This is a genomic window from Streptomyces sp. NPDC001380 (assembly GCF_042895785.1).
Taxonomy (GTDB): Bacteria; Actinomycetota; Actinomycetes; order Streptomycetales; family Streptomycetaceae; genus Peterkaempfera.
In genome coordinates, this window is sequence record NZ_JBIAWP010000015.1 from 23,898 (window position 1) to 44,800 (window position 20,903).

14 protein-coding genes and 3 pseudogenes are annotated in these 20,903 nt (G+C 77.8%); 9 read left to right on the forward strand and 8 right to left on the reverse strand.

Translation table 11 applies throughout. The features are described 5' to 3' along the window. The first annotated feature begins 52 nt into the window (after positions 1–52). On the forward strand, positions 53–886 hold the full coding sequence (locus tag ACFY07_RS19115) for a DUF3800 domain-containing protein (protein ID WP_390869908.1): 834 nt from the start codon (positions 53–55) through the stop codon (positions 884–886). A 169-nt stretch (positions 887–1,055) separates the two neighbouring features. Here ACFY07_RS19115 and ACFY07_RS19120 read toward each other — a convergent pair whose 3' ends face one another. Beyond that, on the reverse strand, positions 1,056–1,223 hold the full coding sequence (locus tag ACFY07_RS19120; RefSeq protein WP_390869910.1) for an SCP2 sterol-binding domain-containing protein: 168 nt from the start codon (positions 1,221–1,223) through the stop codon (positions 1,056–1,058). Between the two features lie 43 nt (positions 1,224–1,266). Between ACFY07_RS19120 and ACFY07_RS19125 the strand changes: the two are divergent. The 5 genes and pseudogenes from ACFY07_RS19125 to ACFY07_RS19145 form a co-directional block, all read left to right on the forward strand. Then, positions 1,267–1,482, forward strand: a pseudogene (locus ACFY07_RS19125) (aminotransferase); the annotation flags it as partial. 361 nt (positions 1,483–1,843) lie between these two features. Continuing rightward, positions 1,844–2,419: pseudogene (locus ACFY07_RS19130) on the forward strand (SigE family RNA polymerase sigma factor); the annotation flags it as partial. Positions 2,420–2,520: 101 nt separating this feature from the next. Beyond that, complete coding sequence (locus ACFY07_RS19135; protein WP_390869912.1) at positions 2,521–3,564, forward strand: hypothetical protein; 1,044 nt, start codon at positions 2,521–2,523, stop codon at positions 3,562–3,564. A gap of 114 nt (positions 3,565–3,678) precedes the next feature. Then, the gene (locus tag ACFY07_RS19140; RefSeq protein WP_390869913.1) at positions 3,679–6,774 is read left to right on the forward strand and encodes a S8 family serine peptidase; all 3,096 of its coding nucleotides are present in this window, start codon (positions 3,679–3,681) and stop codon (positions 6,772–6,774) included. Between the two features lie 234 nt (positions 6,775–7,008). After that, the gene (locus ACFY07_RS19145) at positions 7,009–7,422 is read left to right on the forward strand and encodes an STAS domain-containing protein (protein ID WP_390869915.1); all 414 of its coding nucleotides are present in this window, start codon (positions 7,009–7,011) and stop codon (positions 7,420–7,422) included. Positions 7,423–7,587: 165 nt separating this feature from the next. Here the strand turns inward: ACFY07_RS19145 and ACFY07_RS19150 are convergent, their stop codons facing one another. The 4 genes from ACFY07_RS19150 to ACFY07_RS19165 all read right to left on the reverse strand — a co-directional run bounded on the left by ACFY07_RS19150 (position 7,588) and on the right by ACFY07_RS19165 (position 13,662). Further along, positions 7,588–8,607, reverse strand: a complete 1,020-nt coding sequence (locus ACFY07_RS19150) for a sigma-70 family RNA polymerase sigma factor (protein WP_390869917.1) — start codon at positions 8,605–8,607, stop codon at positions 7,588–7,590. A 311-nt stretch (positions 8,608–8,918) separates the two neighbouring features. Beyond that, entirely contained in the window at positions 8,919–11,636 is a 2,718-nt protein-coding gene (locus ACFY07_RS19155) for a glycoside hydrolase N-terminal domain-containing protein (protein ID WP_390869919.1), read from the reverse strand. A gap of 248 nt (positions 11,637–11,884) precedes the next feature. Further along, positions 11,885–12,721: an undecaprenyl-diphosphate phosphatase gene (locus tag ACFY07_RS19160; RefSeq protein ID WP_390869921.1), complete on the reverse strand. Its 837-nt coding sequence runs from the start codon at positions 12,719–12,721 to the stop codon at positions 11,885–11,887. Positions 12,722–13,083: 362 nt separating this feature from the next. Next, on the reverse strand, positions 13,084–13,662 hold the full coding sequence (locus tag ACFY07_RS19165) for a TetR/AcrR family transcriptional regulator (RefSeq protein WP_390869923.1): 579 nt from the start codon (positions 13,660–13,662) through the stop codon (positions 13,084–13,086). Positions 13,663–13,753: 91 nt separating this feature from the next. On the opposite strand from ACFY07_RS19165, the gene ACFY07_RS19170 reads away from it, so the two are divergent. Beyond that, positions 13,754–14,200 carry an anthrone oxygenase family protein gene (locus ACFY07_RS19170; protein WP_390869925.1) on the forward strand — a complete coding sequence of 149 codons (447 nt, stop codon included), beginning with the start codon at positions 13,754–13,756 and terminating at the stop codon, positions 14,198–14,200. 125 nt (positions 14,201–14,325) lie between these two features. Here the strand turns inward: ACFY07_RS19170 and ACFY07_RS19175 are convergent, their stop codons facing one another. Together ACFY07_RS19175 and ACFY07_RS19180 are read right to left on the reverse strand one after the other, a co-directional pair. Beyond that, positions 14,326–14,718: a transposase gene (locus ACFY07_RS19175; RefSeq protein WP_390869927.1), complete on the reverse strand. Its 393-nt coding sequence runs from the start codon at positions 14,716–14,718 to the stop codon at positions 14,326–14,328. Between the two features lie 187 nt (positions 14,719–14,905). Then, positions 14,906–15,609, reverse strand: a pseudogene (locus ACFY07_RS19180) (transposase); the annotation flags it as partial. Between the two features lie 129 nt (positions 15,610–15,738). Between ACFY07_RS19180 and ACFY07_RS19185 the strand changes: the two are divergent. Together ACFY07_RS19185 and ACFY07_RS19190 are read left to right on the forward strand one after the other, a co-directional pair. Continuing rightward, positions 15,739–17,007, forward strand: coding sequence for an APC family permease (locus tag ACFY07_RS19185; protein ID WP_390869929.1), 1,269 nt, complete (start codon positions 15,739–15,741; stop codon positions 17,005–17,007). Positions 17,008–17,333: 326 nt separating this feature from the next. Further along, positions 17,334–19,166 (forward strand): AMP-dependent synthetase/ligase, encoded by a 1,833-nt coding sequence (locus ACFY07_RS19190; protein WP_390869931.1) that lies wholly within the window; start codon positions 17,334–17,336, stop codon positions 19,164–19,166. Between the two features lie 156 nt (positions 19,167–19,322). Here the strand turns inward: ACFY07_RS19190 and ACFY07_RS19195 are convergent, their stop codons facing one another. After that, positions 19,323–20,882, reverse strand: coding sequence for a carboxyl transferase domain-containing protein (locus ACFY07_RS19195; protein WP_390869933.1), 1,560 nt, complete (start codon positions 20,880–20,882; stop codon positions 19,323–19,325). Positions 20,883–20,903 lie beyond the last annotated feature (21 nt).

Sequence of the window (20,903 nt, forward strand, 5' to 3'; positions counted from 1 at the left end):
CGATAACCCCTGGGGAACCGCACCCCGGGGAGGCGCCGTGTGGATGGTCTTCGTGGACGACAGCAAGACCGACCAGGTGCCCCGCGCCGGGCTCGGCCAACTCGTCGCCCTGGGGGCGGTGTTCGTGCCCGAGGACGCGCTCGGGCCCTACGCCGCCGACCTGGCGCGGCTGTGCGCGGGGCTCGGGGTGCCCGAGGGGGTCGAGCTGAAGTGGAACCCGGGCCGGGCCGCGCCGCAGTTCTGGCGCGGCGCCGGGGGGCGGCTGCGCCCGGCGTTGCGCCGCGGGATGCTGGAGCTGGCCGCGGACCACGGCATCCGCTCCGCCGTCGTCGTCTGGGACCGCGGGCACCTGGACTGGCCCATGCGGGACCGGGTGGAGCCCGAGATCCTCGCCTACCTCTACGAGCGGATCGAGCGGTTCCTGGCCGAGCGGGACGCGCTCGGCGTGGTCGTCGCCGACGAGCCGGGGCACGCCGGCGGGTCGTGGCTGCGGGCGGCGAAGGAGCTCACCGAGTCCGGCACGCCCCACGTCGTCCCGGAGCGGGTGGTGCTGCCGATCCTCACCGCCCCCTCCCACCTGGTGCCGCACCTCCAGCTCGCCGACCTGGTCGCGGCGGCGACCACCGCCGCCGTGGCCGGGCGCCCGGCCGGGCTGGAGCTGCTGGAGCCCCTGGCCCGGCTGGCCCGGCGCAACGAGGCGGGGCGGATCGGCGGCGCGGGCCTGGTCCTGTGGCCGCCGCAGCTGATGGACCTGCACTTCTGGCTGTTCGGCGAGCGGGTCTACCGGCGGCGCGGCCGGGAGCACCCCCTCGGCCCGGCCGCCGCCCCCGCGGACCGGCCCGGCCGGACCTTCCAGCGCACGGACGGCCTGGGCCGTACGGCCTGACGGGCCGACGGCCCGGCGGTCTGATGAACTGACGAGCTGACGGACCGACCGCCCGACGGCGCCGTCGGCCTGTCGGCCGGGGCCGCCGGGACCGCCGGGACCGCCGGGACCGCCGGACGACCGCGACGCCGGACGACGGCGGGCCGGGAGCACTGCGGCGCCGCCGCCCTCACCCCGCCGCGCGCAGCGCCTCCGCCAGCGGGGTGTCGCCGGAGACGGCGAGGACGCCCTGCCGGACGGCCGCGCCGGGCGTGGTGTCGCCCCGCACGAGGGCGGCGACCGCGGCGTCGTCCAGGGCGAGGACGGCGTCGGGTGCGTCGGCGGGGCCCGGCAGCACGCGCAGGGCTGCCTGGAGGGCCTGAGCGTGCTCGCCGGGATGCGCCTGCGCCCGGCTGGACCCGGCGGTGCACCGGATCAAGGACGACGAGCGGTTCGTGCTGGACCTGCTGCTCCGGGAGAAGATCCACGTCGTCCAGGGCACCGGCTTCAACTGGCCGCGGCCCGACCACTTCCGCATCCTCACCCTGCCGCGGGAGGACGACCTGGAGGTCGCCGTCGGCCGGATCGGCCGCTTCCTGGCGGGCTACCGGCAGTAGGGGCCCGGCGGGGCCGGGAGGCGCGGCCCGGCGGACGGCCCGGCGGGCGGCCGCGCAGGGCGGACCGGCGGACGGCCCGGCAGGCGGCCGCGCAGGGCGGACCGGCGGACGGCCCGGCAGGCGGCCGGGCAGGGCGTGGCGGACCCGCCCGGGAGCTGGGGCCGGGCGCGGCATCGCTGCTACTCTCGTCCAACCCGTGACCGGGAGCCGAACCCCCTTTCGCCGCAGCGGAGTTCGGCGGTCCGTCCGGCCCGGACGGCCGCCGGGCCGCACGCGGTCCCGGCGGCCCCGGGCGGGGCGGGTGAGGGCCGGCCCGGGTCCGCGGCCCACCACCGCGGGCGGGCACGGAGGGAGGGCGGACATTCCCCAGGACACAGCCGGCGCGGAGGAGTTCCACGCGTTCTTCGAGCGCCACCACGCGGAGCTCTCCCGCCTCGCCCACCTGCTCACCGGCGACCCCGACTCCGCCGACGACCTCGCCGCCGACGCGCTCGTCGAGGTGTGGCGCCACTGGGACCGGGTCCGTGCGGCCGACTGCCCCGCCGCCTACGCCCGGGGGATCGTCGCCAACCTGGCCCGCAGCCGCATCCGCTCCCTCAGCAGGGAGCGGCGGCGCGTCGGGGTGGCGGCCGCGCTGTGGCGGGACCGCTCCGACGACCCCGACGTGCCCGCCGTGCTCGACGTGCGCACCGCCCTGGACCGGCTGCCGTTCCGCAAGCGGGCGTGCGTGGTGCTGCGGCACGCCTTCGACCTGTCCGAGCAGGAGACCGCGCGGGTGCTCGGCATCTCGGTCGGCACCGTGAAGAGCCAGACCTCGCGCGGCGCCGCGCAGTTGGAGGCGCTGCTGAGGCCGGCCGCGGCCGACGCCCCGTACGATGCGCGGGTCCCGGCGGGCGCGGCGGCCCCCGGCCGCGGCGGCGGACCGGGCGGCACGGCCGGCGGCGGGGCGGACGGCGACCCGTCGGCACCGCGGCGGGCGGCGCGGCGCCGCGCCCGGCGGTCGCCGGCGGCCGTCGGCGGCGTCCGGGAGGAGGAGTGATGCCGGGGCGGGACCACGGAGGCAGAGCCGACCGGGACGGGGCGCTGCACGCCGCGCTGCACGCCGAGGCCTCTCGGCACGCCCCGGACCGGGAGTACATCCTGCGGCGTGTGCGGCAGGCGCAGCGGGAGGGCCGTCCCGAGGAGGCCCCCCTGTGCGCCTCCCCCCCGGCGCGCCGGGAGCCGGAGGGGGACCGGCCGGAGGAGCCGGACCGGTGGGCGCCGCGCCGGCCGCCGGGGCGCGCCTCCGGCGCGGCGGCGGCGCTGGGCGCGCTGCTGCTGGCCGGCGGGGCGGCGGCCTGGGCGGCGGCGGAGGCCCGGTTCGACGACCGGCCCTCCATCCGCATCTCCGACGGGCCGCTCGCCCCGCCGCCCGCCGCACCGGTGACGCGGAGCGCGGCCCCCGGCGGCGGCACGACGGGCCCCGCGCCCGACCGGACCGGCGGCGCCGCTCCCCCGCCGGCGGACGGCCGGCAGGCCCGGGACGGCGGCCCGGGCGCGGGAACGGAGGCGTCCGCCCCGCTCCCGGTCCGCACCGTCCCGGACAGCGGGCCCCTGGAGGCGCCCGCCTGGGGGACCGCCGACCCGGGAGCGGCGGATCCGGCGGCGCCGGGGGCGGTCCCGGCGCCGGACGCCTCGGGGGCCGCCGTCGAGGACCGCTTCCTGCGGGCGGCCGGCGCGGTGGACCCGCACTCCACGGACACCTGGGAGCAGGGCGACGTGACCGTGACGACGGACAGGGCCCTCCGGTCCCTCCGGGTGGAGGTGCGGATCGCCCGCACGGCGGGCGTGGCCGCGCCGACCACCTGGACCGGGCCCGGACCGGACGCCGTCGGCACGGCGGTCGAGGAGAGCGGCAGCGAGATCGTCTACCGCTTCACCCTGCGCGGCGGCACGGTGCTCCAGCCGGGCGCGTACGTCTTCGCCGTCAGGTTCGACCACGCGCGGGGGGCGCGGGACCCGGGGCAGGACCGCTGGACGGCCTCCGCCTCCGCGGTGGACGGCACCGCCGGATCGGCGTCCGTGCACGGCGTGTTCCGCTGAACCGCCGCCGGGCAGCGGGCGGGGGGGCACCCGGCCCCGTCCCGCTCCTGCCCCGCTCCCGCCCGCCCCGTCCCGCTCCACCACGACCCATCGGATCCCAGGGGGGACCCCACCGTGACACCTCGTCGCAGGAACCGGCCGGCCGGCCTGGTCCTGGGCATCGTCCTGGCGGCCGCGGCCGCCCTCACCGGGGCGGCCCCGGGCCGCCCCGCCGGACCGCCGGAGCCCTCCGCACCGGCCCAGGCCCCCGCGGAACCGGCCGAGGCCGGGGCGCCCGCGCCGGGCGGCCCGGCCGGCGGGCGGCCCGCCGACGGCCCGTACGCCGACGGCCTGTACGTCGTGCAGCTCGCCGACGCGCCCGTCGCCTCCTACGGCGGCGGCACCGCCGGGCTGCCCGCCACCCGGCCGCAGCCCGGCGTGCGGCTCGACACCGGCTCGCCCGCCGTCCGCGCCTACCGGGAGCGGCTGCGCGAGCGGCGCGGCCGGGTGCTGGCCCGGGTGCCCGGGGTCCGCCCGGTGTACTCCTACGACTACGCCCTCGACGGCTTCGCCGCGCACCTGACCGGCCGTCAGGCGGCCGAACTGGCCGCCGCCGACGGGGTGGCCTCGCTGGAGCGCAGCGAACTGCTGCCCGTGGAGAGCGTCTCCACCGCGGGCCTCCTCGGCCTGTCCGGGTCGGGCGGCGTGTGGGAGCGGCGGTTCGGGGGCGCCGCGCACGCAGGCGAGGGGGTGGTCATCGGGGTGGTGGACTCCGGCTTCACCCCCGAGAGCCCGCTCTTCGCCCCGCTGCCCGAACCGCGCCCCGACGCGGAGGTGGTCGCGCGCCACTGGAAGGGCTCCTGCGACCCCGGGGAGGAGGCCCCGGTCTTCTGCAGCAACAAGGTGATCGGCGCCCGCTACTACCACCAGGGCGTCACCCCGGTCGCCGCCGAGTACCTCTCGCCCCGCGACCACGGCGGCCACGGCACCCACACCGCCTCCAGCGCCGCCGGCGACGCCGGGGTGGAGGCCGTGGTGAACGGCACCCCGGCGGGCGAGGCGGGCGGCGTGGCCCCGGCCGCCCGGCTCGCGGTCTACAAGGCCTGCTGGACCGTCGACGCCGACGGCAACCAGGCCTGCGCCACCGCGGACGCCGTCGCCGCCGTCGACCAGGCGGTCGCCGACGGCGTGGACGTCCTCAACTACTCGGTGTCCGGCTCCACCTCCTCGGTGGTGAACTCCGTGGAGGCCGCCTTCTACAACGCCGCCCACGCGGGCGTGTTCGTCGCCGCCGCGGCCGGGAACTCCGACACCGGCAGGGCGGGCACGGTCGCGCACGACGCGCCCTGGGTGACGACGGTCGCCGCCTCCACCCACGACCGCCGGTACCGGACCGTGCTCACCCTCGGCGACGGCAGCACCCTCACCGGTGTCGGCACCGGCGCCGCCGTCCCCTCCGCGCCGCTGGCGGACGCCGCCGCGGCGGCCGCGGACGGCGCCGACCCGGCCCTGGCGGCCCAGTGCCGGCCCGGCTCGCTGGACCCGGGGCGGACCGCGGGCCGGATCGTGGTCTGCGAGCGCGGCGGCAACGACCGCACCGACAAGTCCCGCGCGGTGCGGGAGGCCGGCGGCGTCGGCATGGTGCTGCGCAACACCGCCGACGGCGACACCCTGGAGACGGACTTCCACCACGTGCCGACGGTGCACCTCGACCGGGCCGACGGCGACCGGGCCGCCGCCTACGCGCGCACCCCCGGCGCCACCGCCGCCCTCTCCGCCTCCGAGGCGTGGTCGGCGCCCGCCCCCGCCATGGCGCCGTTCTCCGCGGTCGGACCGGCCGTCGCGGGCGGCGGCGACCTGCTCAAGCCCGACCTGACCGCGCCCGGCGTCGACGTGCTCGCCGGCACGGCCCCCGACAGCGCCGACGGCAACGGCTTCGGCACCATGTCCGGCACCTCGGTCGCCGCCCCGCACGTCGCGGGCATCGCCGCCCTGCTGCTGTCGCGGCACCCGAAGTGGTCGCCCGCCGAGGTGAAGTCGGCGCTGATGACCACGGCGTACCGCACGGACAACCGGGGCGCCCCGATCCCGGACACCAACGGACGGCCCGCCACCCCGTTCGCCTACGGCGCCGGGCACGTGGACCCGGGCGCGGCCCTCGACCCCGGACTGGTCTACCGGGCGGACTGGAAGGACTGGCAGAAGTACGTCTGCGCCATCGGGCAGCGGCTGCCCGGCGGCACCGGCGCCGAGGGCTGCGACGGGGTGGAGCGGATCCAGGCCTCCGACCTCAACTCCCCCTCCGTCGCGGTGGGGGCGCTGGCCGGCACCCGGACCGTGGTGCGCAAGGTGTACAACGTCGGCGCCGCCGACGCGGTCTACACCGCCCGGGTCGAGGCGCCGCCCGGCTTCACCGCGTCGGTCTCGCCGCCGGTGCTCGCCGTGGGGGCCGGGGAGGGCGCCCGGTACAAGGTCGTGCTGACCCGGACGACGGCGCCGCTGGACACCTGGGCGTTCGGCTCCCTCACCTGGACGGACGGCGTCCACGCGGTGCGCAGCCCGGTCGCGGTGCGGCCGGTGGCGCTGGCGCCCGCGCCCGAGGCGTCGGCGGCGGGGCGCAGCGGCTCCGTGCTGCTCCAGCCGCAGGCCGGCTACGCGGGGACCCTCAACGCCCGCGTGCGCGGGCTCTCCCCCGCCGAGGTGACCGTGGAGGCGCTGCACGGCGCGACGGGCGCCGCCTTCGACACCGCCCGGCCGGCGGCGGGCGGCCACACGGCCGTCCGCACGGCGGCCGTGCCGGCCGGGACGCGGCTGCTGCGGTTCACCGCCGCCGCCCCGGGCGGCGCGGACGTGGACCTGTACCTCTACCGGCGGTCCGCGACCGGGGCGCTGACCCTGTGGACCACCTCCGCCGTCCCCGGGGGCGGCTCCGAGACCGTGCAGGTCCGCAGCCCGGCCGCCGGGACGTGGGTGCTCTTCGCCGACCTGCGCGCCGCGCCGGGCGGCGGGGGCGCGGCGGACGCCACCGTGGCCGGCTGGCTGCTGGGCGACGGGCCGGCGGGCAACGCCGTCCTCGTCCCGGCCTCGGCGGCGGTGGGCACCGGCGACCGGCCGGGCTTCCGGCTGGACTGGGCGGGCCTGGGACCGGGCCGCCGCTACCTGGGCTCGGTGGTGTGGGACGACGGCGCCCGGGTGCTGGGCTACTCCGAGGTCGAGGTGGCCGCGGACTGACGGGGGCCCCGGAGCGGTGGCCCCGAGCGGTGGCCCCGAGCGGCCTCCCCCGCCGCGCCCGGGGTGCTGCTCCGGGCGCGGCGTCCCGGTCGGGCGCTGCGGGCGGGCGCCCCGGGCGGGATGAGTTCCGCCCGCCCGGGGCGTCTCCCCCTCGTGGGGACCGCGGCCGCCGCCGGGTGCGGCGGCGCGGCCCCGCCCGCGCCGCCCGGCGCGGACCAGGGCAGGAGGACGGTGTTGGACGCATCCGCGGGAGCTCCCCCGGGCCCCTCCCCGCACGTCCCCCCGGACTCCGGCCCGCCCGCACCACCGGACTCCGGCCCGGCGCCCGGACCGGGGCAGGCGCCGCGGGCGGACACCGCCGTCCTGGTCCTGGCCGGACCGCTGACCGCCGCCGACGTGCCCGGCCTGTGCGCGCGGCTGGAGGGACTGCTGTGCGGTGGCGCCGCGCGGGTCGTCTGCGACGTGGGCAGGCTGGACGCCCCGGACGCGGTGGCGCTGGAGGCGCTGGCCCGGCTCGGCCTCACCGCCGCGCGCCGAGGCCGGCACATCGGGCTGCGGGGAGCGGGCGGACGGCTGCGGGCCCTGCTGGCGCTGACCGGTCTGGACGAGGTCCTGGCACTCCGCTCCTCTCCGCCGCAAGGATGCTGACGGTCCGTCGGCCGCGGCACCCGCCCGATGCGGGGACCCCGCGTCGTGGAGCGTGCCGGGCCGGGGAGCCGGGCCGCGTCAGGGACCAGGCCGGGTCGGGCGGGGACCGGGCCGGGTCAGAACAGGGACCGAACCGGGGCGGGGCGGAGTCGCGTCAGGACCGGCTCACGGGTCGAGGCGGTCGGGCAGGCCGAAGAGCGGGAAGAGCGCCGCGGTGTCGAGGAACGAGGTGAGCCCGGTGACCACGCCGTCCCTGGTCTCCAGCACCTGCAGGGCCCACGGCGTGAACGAGCCCCCGGGCCCGCCGGGACGGTACTGGCCGAAGGCCGGGGAGCCGTTGGCCGCCGTCGCCACCAGCCGCGACCCGCGGCACCCGTGCCCGGTCCCCAGGAGCCAGGCCCGTATGTCGGCGTGCCCGCGCAGCCAGAGTGCGTAGGGCGGCATGGAGAGCGTGGCGTCCTCGTGGAGGACGGCGGTCAGCGCGTCGAGGTCGTACCGCTCGAAGGCGTCGACGTAGCGGGCCAGCAGGGCGCGCTGCGCCCCGTCGGCGGGGGCGGCGGGGGCGTCCCGGGCGACCCGGCCGTCGGCGACGGCGGCGCGGGCCCGCTGGAGGGCGCTGTTGACGGAGGCGACGCTCGTCCCCAGCAGCTCGGCCACCTCCGACGCACGCCAGCGCAGCACCTCCCGCAGGATGAGCACCGCCCGCTGCCGGGGGGCGAGGTGCTGGAGGGCGGCGACGAAGGCCAGGCGGACCGTCTCCCGCTGCACGGCCACCTCGGCCGGGTCCCCCCCGGACTCCAGGACGCGGCCGTCGGGCACCGGGCCGATCCAGGCCGCCTCGGGCAGGCCGGGGGCGAGTGCGGTGTCCGCCGTGGCGGGGGACGACAGGTCCATCGGCCGGGCGCGCCGCTCGCGGCCCCGGACCATGTCGAGGCAGACGTTGGTGGCGATCCGGTACAGCCAGGACCGCAGCGAGGAGCGCCCCTCGAAGCGGTCGTGGGACCGCCAGGCGCGGACCAGCGTCTCCTGCACCGCGTCCTCGGCCTCGAAGGCGGAGCCCAGCATGCGGTAGCAGTACCCGGTCAGCTCCCGGCGGTGGTGCTCCAGGAGGGCGTCCAGGCCGGGCGCCGCAGCATCGGCGGCGGGGGCCGCCGCGGGGGCCGTCGTCGTGGTGGGGTCGCTCATCGGGGACACCTCTGTCGCCTCGGGGACCGGCACCACGCACCCTACGCGCGCCCACCGACAACGGGCCGCCGCCGGACGGGTGACCGGGGGGAGCGCGGGCCCGGCCGGGGGCGGGCACGGCACAGGGCGCGCGGTGCGACCGGGGGGAGGCGGGCCGGGGAGAGGCGTACCGGCCGGGGGCTCGGGACGGGGCGGCGGTCCGGCGGGGAGACGGTACGGCGGGGAGACGGTACGGCGGGGAGACGGTACGGCGGGGAGACGGTACGGCGGGGAGACGGTACGGCGGGGCGGGGTCCGCCCCGCCGGACCGGTCACCGGACCTGCCGCGGCACCGCGGCCTCGGCGGTGACCACGGTCTCCTCCCCCGCCCGCAGCCCGATCCGCACGGCGCCGTTCGCGCCCCGCGGCAGCGGCGGCCCGCCGGCGACGCGGATCGCGGCCGCCGGGCGGCCGACGCGCAGGGCGACCGTGCGGTCGGCGTCGGCGCGCAGCACCGCCCGGACCCTCCCGGCACCCAGGTCCCAGGCCAGTTCGGCGACGGTGGCGCCGAAACGGGTCCGCACCCCGGTGAGGGTGCCGGTCGGGAGGGTGTCGGGCAGCGCGGGCAGCAGGGTGAGCCGGGCCGCGCCGTCCGGGCGCCCCGGGCGCGAGCGCACCAGCATCTCGACGAGCAGCGCGGGCAGCCCGTGGGCGACGTCGGCGCCGAGGGTGTCCCGGTAGGGGCGGCGGCTGCTCATCAGGGAGCGGAAGAAGAAGTCCCGGTCCAGGAGGCGGGAGAGGTGCCGGGCGGCCAGGGCCGCGTCCTCCAGGCGGGCGGCGGCCAGGGCCCGGTGCAGGTGGCCGTGGCCGGACTCGTCCCCGTCGCCGCCCAGCCGCAGGGCGGTGCGGGCGGCCGCGGCGAGCGCCGGGGTGTCCTCGGGGGTGATCTCGTCCAGCGGCCAGACGGGGTGGAGGTGGCCGGTGCCCCGGCGGTCGCGGACGTCCCGGTGGGCGGGCCAGGCCCACTCGGACAGCGCCCCGTCGCCGTCGACCCGGTAGTCGGGCAGACGGGCGGCGAGCTGCCGCCACAGGGTGGTGCGCTCGGGCGTGATGCCGTCGGGCCGGTACCGGGTGCAGAGCGCGGCGGCGGTGGTGAGGGCGTGCCGGGCGGCGGCGATGTCCGCGGTGGCGTTGACCGACACCGCGGGCCCCCTGCCGCCGGCCTCGGCCTCCCCGGGGCGGTCACCGGGCTCCCCGGGGAGGCTGCCGGGCGGGCACGACGGGACGACGACGACCCGGCCGTCGGGGCCGGTGCGGGTGAGGAAGTCCTCGTAGAAGACGGCGGTGTCGATCAGTGCGGGCAGCAGCCGCCCGCGCAGGAAGCCCTCGTCGCCGGTGGTCTCCGCGTGCTCCAGCAGGGGCAGGAGCAGCCAGTCGGCGGCGGCGGTCCAGACGGGGTGCTCCCACGGGTCGCCGCCGGGGCCCAGGAGGCCGTCCTCGCCGTCGGTGCGGGCGGGGGCGACCGCGCCGCGGGTGCCGAAGAGCCGGCGGGCGTTGCTCCGCCAGTCGTCGAGCTGCCCGAGGACCAGTTCGGCGTGGGCGAGGGAGACCTCGGGCAGGCCGGCGGCCGCGGCGGAGGCGGTCTGCAGGCCGAGGTGGGGGCCCGCGGCGAAGCCGCCCGCGCCCTCGGCGTCCCACGTGCCGGTCCACAGGCCGCACAGCCGGGGCGGCCGGTGGCCGGCGGCGGAGAGCAGGTGGTGGCGTCCGGCCGCGAAGAGCAGCTCCAGCAGCGCGGGGGTGAGGCGGCCGGGCGTGGCGGCCTGGCGCTCCAGCAGCTCGGCCACGGGCAGGGCCCGTTCGGCGGGGTCGCCGCCCAGGTCGAGGGCGACCCGGTCGTACGCCTCGCGGTGCAGCCGGACGTGGCGGGCGAGCAGGGCGGCCGGGTCGTCGGGGATGGCGTACATCCCGGTGTCGAGCCCCGCCAGCTCGGGGCAGTCGGCGGTGACGGGCCCGCGGGCGGTCCGGGTGACCAGCAGGAGCTCGCGGGCGCCGGTGACCCGGATGCGGGGGCCGTCGCAGACCACCTCGCCGCCGACGGCGACGACCCGGGTGGCGCCGCGGTAGCCGGTCTCGCTGTCGGGGTAGCGGGCGCGCAGCCGCAGCAGGGCGGAGTCGCGCGGGGCGGGCGGCGAGGCCGGGGCCCCGGGGGCGGCGGGGGCCGCGAGGGGGCCGGGCCGGTACACCGAGCGGACGGCGAGGCGGAGCTCGGGGGGCGAGCCGGGGAGGCGGCCGTCGAGGTCGACGACGGCCTCGACGGTGCGGCCGGGCGGAGCGGCGAGGTGCTGGACGACGGCGTCGTCGGCACGGGAGGTGAAGCAGGACGCGTACCACTCGCCCTCACCGGGGTCCTCGCGCCAGGCGGCGGAGGTGACGCCGGTGCGGAAGTCGAGCCGGCGGCGGTAGTGGGTGGCGGGGCGGGCGTCGGTGCGGTGCCAGCGGACGGCGAAGGCGGGGTGGAACGGCCGGGGGCCGTCCGGGCCGTCCTGCGCGGCGGCGGGGGCAGGAGCGGGGGCGTCCTGCGCGGTGGCGTCGGGGGCGGCCGGGGCCCGGCGGACTCCCGCGACCAGCGCGTCCTGGAGTTCGCGCAGGGCGGCGGCCGGGTCCGGGAGGGGCGGTTCGGGGGAGGCGGCGGCGCGGGGGCGGACCATGGCGTGGTGGGTGACCACGACGGTCTCGTCGGCGGTCGCACCGTGCACCAGGGCGCCGTGGCGGCCGTTCCCGGTGAGGTGGCAGTCCTCCCACCGGGCGGCGGGGGCCGTGTCGTGGATGCCGTGGGCGCCGCGGGCCGGGACGGCCTCCGGCCGGGCGGGGGCGGGCGGTGCGGTCCGGTCGGGGACGGTCCGGGCGGCCGAGCCGGGCCGGTCGGCCGAGCCGGACTGGGCGGGGACGGGCAGCCGGGGCACGCCGGGGGCGGCGTGCCCGCCGTGGTCCGCCGGGGTCCTGGAGGCCGCACGGGACGACGACGTCCGAGCTGCTTCGTGGGGGGACATGGCGGCTGGTCCTCTCATGAGCGGCAGGTGGGGGTGGCTCGCCTCTCAGTGGTCGCCATGTCCACGATAGGTTGCCGCCTTCCGGCGGAATGTTCTGGTCCGGTGGACGGGTGTTCACCCCGCCTCCACGGACACCCCCGCCCCGGGACCGCCCCCGCGCCCGCCCCCGGAGCCGAGGACCCGCAGGTACCCGGACACGACGGGGCCCGGCGGACCGCCGTGGTCCGCCGGGCCCGTGCCGCAGGGGGTCAGGCGTTCAGCACACCCGTGCCCAGCAGGCCGAAGAGCAGCAGGCCGACCAGGATGCGGTAGACCACGAAGACGTTGAAGGAGTGCTTGGCGACGAACTTCAGCAGCCACGCGATCGAGGCGTAGGCCACCACGAAGGAGATCACCGTGCCCACGGCCAGCGGGGCCGCGCCGACCCCGGCGCCGAGCGCGTCCTTGAGCTCGTACAGGCCGGCGCCGGTCAGCGCGGGCAGGCCGAGGAAGAACGACAGGCGGGTGGCGGCCACCCGGTCCAGGTCGCGGACGAGCGCGGTGGAGATGGTGGCGCCGGAGCGGGAGAAGCCGGGGAAGAGCAGCGCGAGGATCTGCGAGCTGCCGACGTACATGGCGTCCTTGAAGGTGACGTCGGCCTCGCCGCGCTTGAAGCGCGCCATCTGCTCGGCCACCCACATCACGGCGCTGCCGCCGATCAGCGAGCCCGCCACCACCCACAGCGAGGCCAGCGGCCCCTCGATGAGCGGCTTGGCCGCCAGGCCGACCACCACGATCGGGACGGTGGCCCAGATCACCCACCAGGCGAACTTGTAGTCGTGCTCCTGGCGCAGCTCGCGGTTGGCGATGCCCCGGCCCCAGGCGGAGACGAACCGTACGATGTCGCGGAAGAAGTAGACGAGGACGGCGGCGATCGCGCCGACCTGGATCACCGCGGTGAAGGCGACCACCGAGGCGTCGTCCACCGGAATGCCCATCAGCCCCTCGGTGATCTTGAGGTGGCCGGTGGAGGAGACCGGCAGGAACTCGGTCACCCCCTCCACGACCCCCAGGACCACGGCTTGGCCGACACTGATCGCGCTCACTGAAATATCCATCCCTGCGGTGTGTGACGTGACGGGCGCCGGACCGCGTGCGAGGTCCCCCCTGGCGGGTGTCGGCGAGCGACCGGGGAGAGGGTGCGGACCGGAACGTGCACAGCGTAGGGGTACCGGGTGAACACCCGCGCACCGGCCGCCGCCCGGGTCGCCGCGCAGCCCGCCGTACTAGGGCGCGTATCGAGTCGTGATCAATGAGCACCGCAGCTTCCGGGCCGGGTGCCCCGTCGGGGGTATGGGGCCGGCGATCTGCGGCTGCGCCGTGCGGGCGCGAGTGACCGGAAGTGATGCCGCAGGCAGGCAGCGGCGGGGCCCGAGGACCCCGGCCGTGTGCCATCCGGGACGGTGCGTCAGAGCATGGCGAGCCGGTCCACCAGCAGCTCCGCCCTGCGCTCGGTGTCCTCCGGCGGGAGCCGTCCCGCCCGGGTCAGGGTGGCCAGTCCGTGCAGGGACGCCCAGAACGTCTCGGTGAACAGCTCCGGGCGCACGCCGTCCCCGGCGACCTCGCTGAGGCACTCCAGCAGCGCGGCGAAGGCGTCCTTCAACGGTTCGGGGGTGTCCTCCTGCGCGTACGCCAGGCCGCCGTCGAGCTGGAACAGGGCGTCGTAGACCGCCGGATGGCGTTCGGCGAAGGCGAGGTAGGCACGGGCCAGCGCGGTGACCCGGGCGCGGGGGCCGTCGGCGGCGGCGGTCGCGGCCCGCATCGCCACGGCCATCTCGGAAGCGCCCTGCAGAGCGACGGCGCCGATGATCTCGCGCTTGCCGCGGAAGTGGCTGTAGAGGACGGGCTGGCTGTATTCGATGCGTTCGGCGAGCCGCCGGGTGGTGACCGCGTCCCAGCCCTGCTGCTCGGCGAGTTCGCGGGCCGTGGCCACGATGAGGCGCTCGCGGCTGACCCGTTCGCGCTGCTTGCGTTCCTGTACCGACATGATTCGATCCTAGCACCGCTAGACAATCGGGCGACAGCAGCGATAGCGTTGCGTCATCATCTAGCAGCGCTAGATCCCAGGAGGGGTCATCATGCTCAATGCACTCGAGGTCGTCACCATCGTGGTCGTCGGCGTGATGGTGGGGGTGGAGTTCTCCGTCCCCTTCTTCAGCAACCCGATCCTCAACGCACTGCCCGGCGACAACGGCCTGCGCGGCCGCGTCCACGGGGCCCGACTGGGCGGCGCCGTGATGCCGTTCTGGTACATCGGCTCGCTCGTCCTCGTCGGGGTCTGGGCCGTCGCCGGATGGGACGACGACGGCACCGGCCTCGTCGTGACCGCCGCCGCGCTGCTGATCGTCAGCGTGCTCATGTCGATCCTGGTGCTCGTCCCGATCAACAACCGGCTCAAGACGTGGACCGCCGGCAGCCGGCCTGCCGACTGGAAGGAGCAGATGAAGCGCTGGGACCGCTGGCACTACGTCCGCGTCGCCGTCATCATCGCCGCCTTCGCCTGCCTGGCGGCCGCCCTCACCTGAGTCCGCGGGCCGGCGCGGCGCCGGTGGCGCACAATCCCCACTCCCCGGGCGGCAGCGGGCCACCGAAATCCCGACGTCCAGGCATGCAGCTGCCGCTGAGAGTCCACACCTGCGATCCCGACAAGCTACGCCCCTCGATCACCTGCGCGGCTCTCGGCTCTGGTTCGGGTGAGGTCTTTGATCCAGATCACCGAGGCACGCAGGTGAAGCCCGGCGAGGTAGCTTTCCGGGGTCTTGTCGTAGCGCGTCGCGATGCCCCGCCACGCCTTCAGTTTGTTGATCAGGCGCTCGACGGTGTTCCTCTCCTTGTAGAGCTCGGCGTCATGGTCGACGGGGCGTCCCCCTTTGCGGCCCCTCCTCTTCCGGTTGGCGGCCTGGTCCCGTTTCTCCGGGATGACGGCCTTGATGCCGCGCCTGCGCAGGTGGGCGCGGTTGCCGCGGGAGGAGTACGCCCAATAGGCATCGAGGTCGGTGGTTGCCGGCCTCGGCAGGGGCCGGGCGAGACGTCTGTTCTGCATGCCGCACCTGGAGTGCTTCGACAAGAGGGATGCGTGCACGGCCCCTGCCCATGTGACCGCGGCGGCCGTACCGTGCCGTGGTTCGAGCCATTTCCAGGGCCACCTCCCGATCAGCCGGAGCCGTGGAGCTCTTCACGAGAACGAGGACCCCGGGCATCGCCGGGACCACGGACGGCTGATGGGGTGTCTTGTCCCCGGCGACCGCGTCCGGCCTGGTGCGGGGACGGCCGACCGGACCAGGGACGCGAACCTTGCTCAGCACGGGGATGAACCGGGGGCTGTCCGCGGCCTGTCCTGCGGTCAGTACGATCGCCAGCGGGCGGCACCTACGGTCGGCGGCAAGGTGGATCTTGCTGGTCTGCCCGCCCCGTGAGCGCCCGAGCAGGGCGGCCTTCAGCCGGACTCTGTGCCGGCGCCGGATGCGTCTTCGGTCTTCTCGCGCGGGGGCGTCCTCGGTGCACTGCCCCTTCCTTCCTTCCGAAGTGCCCCTTTTTGCCGGGCCTTCTCCTCCTCGGCGGCGACCTTCTCCAGAGCGGTCAGGACATCGTCATCGAGGTGCATCCCGGCGGCGTCATGGTGGGCCCGTGCGGTGGTGGAGTCCACGCTGACCAGCGACAGGTCCACCTCGTCCCGCTTCGCGGCCTCGGCGATCAGGCCCCCCAGCAGGGCCTCGAAGACACCGGCGTCGCGCCACTGCCGGAAACGGTTGTGGACGGTCGACCAGGCACCGAACTCAGCGGGCATTTCCCGCCACTGCCCGCCCGTCCGAAATCGCCACAGCACCCCCTCGAACTGCTGCTGCAGCCGCACCGGGTATGGGCCATACTCGCCGATCGGCAGGTACGGCTCGATGAACTCCCATTCCACGTCGGCCAGTTGCGCACGTGTCATGCAAGACGATCTACCGGATCGAAGATCAGGACGAGGGGAAAACCCGCTCATTGATCACGCCCCGATACGCGCCCTAGGGTGCCCCTCCGGCGGCCGCGGGGGCCGCCGGGGACCCGGGCGGGAGCAGGCGTGGACGGGACACCGCGGGAGGCGGCGGCGCAGGAGGGCGCGCTCCGGCGCGGCCTGGGACTTCGCGACGCGGTGGTGGTCGGGCTGGGCGCGATGCTGGGGGCGGGCGTCTTCGCGGCCTTCGCCCCGGCGGCGGCCGCGGCGGGCTCGGCGCTGCTGCCCGCCCTGGCCGCCGCGGCCGTGGTCGCGTACTGCAACGCGACGTCCACCGCCCGCCTGGCCGCCCGCCATCCGGAGTCCGGCGGGGCGTACGTGTACGGGCGCGAGCGGCTGGGCCCGTTCTGGGGGTACCTGGCGGGCTGGGCGTTCACGGTGGGCAAGACGGCCTCCTGCGCGGCCATGGCGCTGACCGCCGGCTCCTACCTGTGGCCGGGGCAGGCGCACGCGGTGGCGGTGGCCGCGGTGGCGGCCGTGACCGCCCTGGACTGCGCGGGGGTGCGGAAGGCGGCCTGGTTCACCCGGGCGGTGGTCGCCGCCGTGCTGGCCGTGCTGGCGGCGGTGGCCGCGGCCTGCCTGGCCTCGGGCGCGGCGGACGCGGGGCGGCTGCTGCCGGGCGCGGACTCCTCCCCCGGCGGGGTGCTGCGGGCCGCGGGCCTGCTCTTCTTCGCCTTCGCCGGGTACGCGCGGATCGCGACCCTCGGCGAGGAGGTGCGCGACCCGGGGCGGACGATCCCGCGGGCGGTGCCGCTGGCCCTGGGGATCGCCCTGGCGGCGTACGCGGCGGTCGCCGCGGCGCTGCTCGCGGTGCTGGGCCCGGAGCGGCTGGCGGCGTCGGCCGCGCCGCTGGCGGACGCGGTACGGGCGGCCGGGGCGCCGGCGCTGGCGCCGGCCGTGCGGGCGGGGGCGGCGCTGGCGGCCCTGGGGTCGCTGCTGGCGCTGGTCCTGGGCGTCTCGCGGACGGTGCTGGCGATGGCCCGCGACCGGAACCTGCCGCACGCGCTGGCGGCGGTGCACCCGGGCGCGCGCGTGCCGCGGCGCGCTGCGGCGGCGGTCGGCGCGGTGGTCGCGGCGGTGGCCGCCGTCGCGGACGTGCGCGGCGCCATCGGCTTCTCGTCGTTCGGGGTGCTCGCCTACTACGCGGTGGCGAACGCGTCCGCGTGGCGGCTGGGTCCGCGGGAGGGGCGGCCGCCGCGGGCGGTGCCGCCGGTCGGACTGGCCGGCTGCCTGCTGCTCGCCCTCGCGCTGCCGGGCGCGTCGGTGGCGGCGGGCGCGGGGGTGCTGGCGCTGGGGGCGGCCGTGTACGGGGTGCGGCGGGCGGTCCGCCGCTGACGCGGGGCGGCCCGGCGGCCGCCCGTCCGGGGTCGGCGGAGGCCGTCCGGACGTCCGGCGGCCCGCCGGCAGGGGTCCCGGCGGGCGGGGTGCACATCGCGTGGAGGTTCCTCGCGACCCCCGTGCAGAGGTCGGGGAGCCCGGCGGCCGGCCGCGGGGCGGAAAGCCGCGAAAGGGGGCGAAGCCAGCACTCCGCTCCGCCCTTATGCCGCCTTCGCCTCGATATGACGGGACCGACCGGACGGTCGGACGCCCTCTGGGCAGCGCCCCGGAGCCGGGGGTAACTTGCGGTAACCCCACTGGCTCCGGAAGGGGATTCAGGCAGCATGCACGAGTTCGGCGTCCCGCCCCTGGTCGAGGCACCGCGGACGGGCGGCCTGGCCGACTCCGTCTACCTGGTGGCCGAGGAGGACCCCCACCTGGTCCAGCTCCGCCGCCGCGAGCACGCCCGGGACGGGGAGTGGCTGGAGGTCACCGCGGCGGTCTTCCGCGACGAGGTCCTGGCCCTCGCCAAGGGCCTGCTCGCCAACGGCATCCGGCTCGGGGACCGGGTCGCGCTGATGTCGCGCACCCGCTACGAGTGGACGCTCTTCGACTACGCCCTCTGGTCGGTCGGCGCCGTGCCCGTGCCCGTGTACCCCACCTCCTCGCCCGAGCAGGTCCGCTGGATCCTCGCCGACACCGGGGCGGTCGCCTGCGTCGTCGAGCACGAGGACCACGCGATGACGGTCGGCGCGGTCTGCGACTCCCTGCCGTCGCTGCGGCGGATCTGGCAGCTCGACAGCGGCTGCACCACCGAGCTGATGGGCGACGGCGTCGCCGTCGCCGACGAGCTGGTCCACCGGCACCGCAGGTCGGTCACCCCCGGCTCCGCCGCCACCGTGATCTACACGTCCGGGACCACCGGCCGTCCCAAGGGGTGCGTGCTCACCCACGCGAACTTCGCCGCCGAGTGCGACAACCTGGTGACCGGCTGGAGCGAGGTGTTCGCCGGCCGGGGCGGCGAACAGGCCTCCACGCTCCTGTACCTGCCCCTCGCCCACGTCTACGCGCGGATGGTGCAGGTCGCCTCGCTGCGCGGCGGCATCGCCCTCGGCCACCAGGCGGAGACGTCGCCGGAGCAGCTGCTGCCGGCCCTGGCCTCCTTCAGGCCCACCTTCCTGCTGGCCGTCCCCTACATCTTCGAGCGCATCCACCGCCGGGCGAGACAGGCCGCGGAGGAGGCCGGCCGGGGCGACCTCTTCGCCAAGGCCGCCGACGTGGCGGTCCGCTGGGCCGAGGCCGCCGAGCGGCGGGCGCTGGGCGAGGGGGCCGGGCCGAGCGCGGCGCTGCGGCTCCAGCACCAGCTGTACGACATGACGGTCTACGCGCGGGTGCGGGCGGTGCTGGGCGGCCGGATGCGGCACGCCGTGTGCGGCGGCTCGGCGCTGAGCCGGGAGGTCGCCCTCTTCTTCGCGGGCGCCGGCATCACGGTGGTCGAGGGCTACGGGCTGACCGAGAGCACCGCGGCGGTGACGGTGAACCCGCCGGGCCGCGTCAGGTACGGCACGGTGGGGCGCCCGGTGCCGGGCTGCACGGTGCGGATCGCCGAGGACGGCGAGGTGTGGGTCCGGGGCGGCACGGTCTTCGCCGGGTACCTCGACAACCCCGGCGCCACCGCCGAGGTGCTGCGCGGGGGCTGGCTGGCCACCGGCGACCTCGGCGAACTGGACGACGAGGGCTACCTCACCATCACCGGCCGCAAGAAGGACATCATCGTCACGAGCGGCGGCAAGAGCATCGCCCCCGGCGTGCTGGAGGAGCGGGTCCGCGCCCACCCGCTGGTCTCCCAGTGCCTGGTGGTGGGTGACGACCGGCCGTACGCGGGGGCGCTGGTCACCCTGGACCCGGAGGCGCTGGCGCACTGGCAGCGGGTGCGGCACAAGCCCCAGGCCGAGCCCCGGCAGGTGCTGCGCGACCCGGACCTGCAGGAGGAGATCCAGCGGCTGCTGGTGACCGCCAACACCGCGGTGTCGCGGGCGGAGTCGATCCGGGCGTTCCGGATCATCCCCGAGGAGTTCACCGAGGAGCGGGGGCTGGTGACGCCCTCGCTGAAGCTGCGGCGCGGCGCGATCGTCAAGGCGTACGCGGCCGACATCGAGGAGCTGTACACCGCCTGACCGGGCCCCTCCCCCGCCGGTCCCGCAGCGCGGCCCGCCGCTCCGTCGGCGCGGCGGCACCGGCGATCCCCGCGGACCCGGCGGCCCCACGGATCCGGCGGCCCCACGGGGGCGACGGGTCCACGCATCCGACGGATCCACGGACCCGGCCGTCCGTCAGCGCAGGCCGAGGCGGCGGTAGCGGTCCCGCCGGGCGGCCGTGCGGGCGGCGGCGTCCATGTCCGCGAGGGACGCCAGCTCCTCCGCCACGGCCGCGCCCGTCCGGGCGAGGAACGCCGCCGGCGCGTCGGCGGCGTCCGGCTCCTCCGCCACGACGCGGTCCGCGATCCCCGCCGCCAGCAGGTCGTGGGAGCGCACGCCCTGGCGGGCGGCGACCTCGTCGGCCCGGGCGGTGGTGCGGTACAGGATCGCCGACGCGCCCTCGGGCGGCAGCGGGGAGAGCCAGGCGTGCCGGGCGGCGACCACCCGGTCGGCCGGGAGGAGCGCGAGCGCGCCGCCGCCCGCGCCCTCGCCGAGCAGCAGGCAGACGGTGGGGCACGGCAGCGCGGTGAGCTCGGCGAGGCAGCGGGCGATCTCCCCCGCGAGACCGCCCTGCTCGGCGGCGGGCGACAGGGCCGCGCCGGGGGTGTCGACGACGGTGACCAGGGGCAGTCCGAGCTCCGCGGCGATCCGCATGCCGCGCCGCGCCTCCCGCAGCCCGGCCGGGCCGAAGGGGCCGCTGCGGGTGCGGGCCTCGCGGTCGTGGCCGACGACGACGCAGGGCCGCCCGCCGAAGCGGGCCAGCGCCAGCAGCAGGCCGCGGTCGCGCTCCCCGGCGCCGGTGCCGCTCAGCGGCGTCACGTCCTCGGCCGCGGCGACCAGCAGCGCGCGCAGGCCCGGCCGGTCGGGGCGACGGGAGCGGCGGATCGACTCGGCGGCGGACGGCACGGGAGGAGCGGACGGCACGGGGGCCGGCGGCGCGGCGGCCGTCCCGGGTCCGGGCTCCGCGGCGGGCGGGGCGGCGGGCCGCGGCCGGGCGGCGGCGCTGCCGGCGTCGAGGACCCGCAGGGCGCGGGCGGCCGCCCCGGCGAGCAGGCCGGGCTCCAGGACGGCGTCGACCAGGCCGTGCGCCAGCAGGTTCTCCGCGGTCTGGACGCCCTCGGGGAACGGCTCGCCGTTGAGCGCCTCGTACACGCGCGGGCCGAGGAAGCCGATGAGCGCCCCCGGTTCGGCGGCGGTGAGGTGGCCCAGCGAGCCCCAGGAGGCGAGCACCCCGCCCGTGGTGGGGTGGCGCAGGTAGACCAGGTACGGCAGCCCGGCCGCCTTGTGGTCGGTGACGGCGGCGGCCACCTTCACCATCTGCAGGAAGGCGACCGTTCCCTCCTGCATGCGGGTGCCGCCGGAGGCGGGCGAGGCGATCAGCGGCAGGCGCTCGCGGGTGGCCCGCTCCACGGCCCGCACCAGGCGCTCGCCCGCGTCCACGCCGATGGACCCGGCCAGGAAGCCGAACTCGCAGGCGACCAGCGCCACCCGGTGCCCGTGGACGGCGCCCTCGCCGGTGACCACGGACTCGTCCAGGCCGGTGCGGGCACGGGCCCGCAGGACGTCGGCGCGGTAGGCGGGGTCCTGCGGCAGGGCGGTGACCGGCTCGTCCCAACTGCGCCAGGTGCCGGGGTCGACGACGGACCCGATCAGCCGGACCGAGGGCGCCCCCGCGGGGCGGGCGGAACCGTCCATGCGCCAGTCACCACTCCGTCG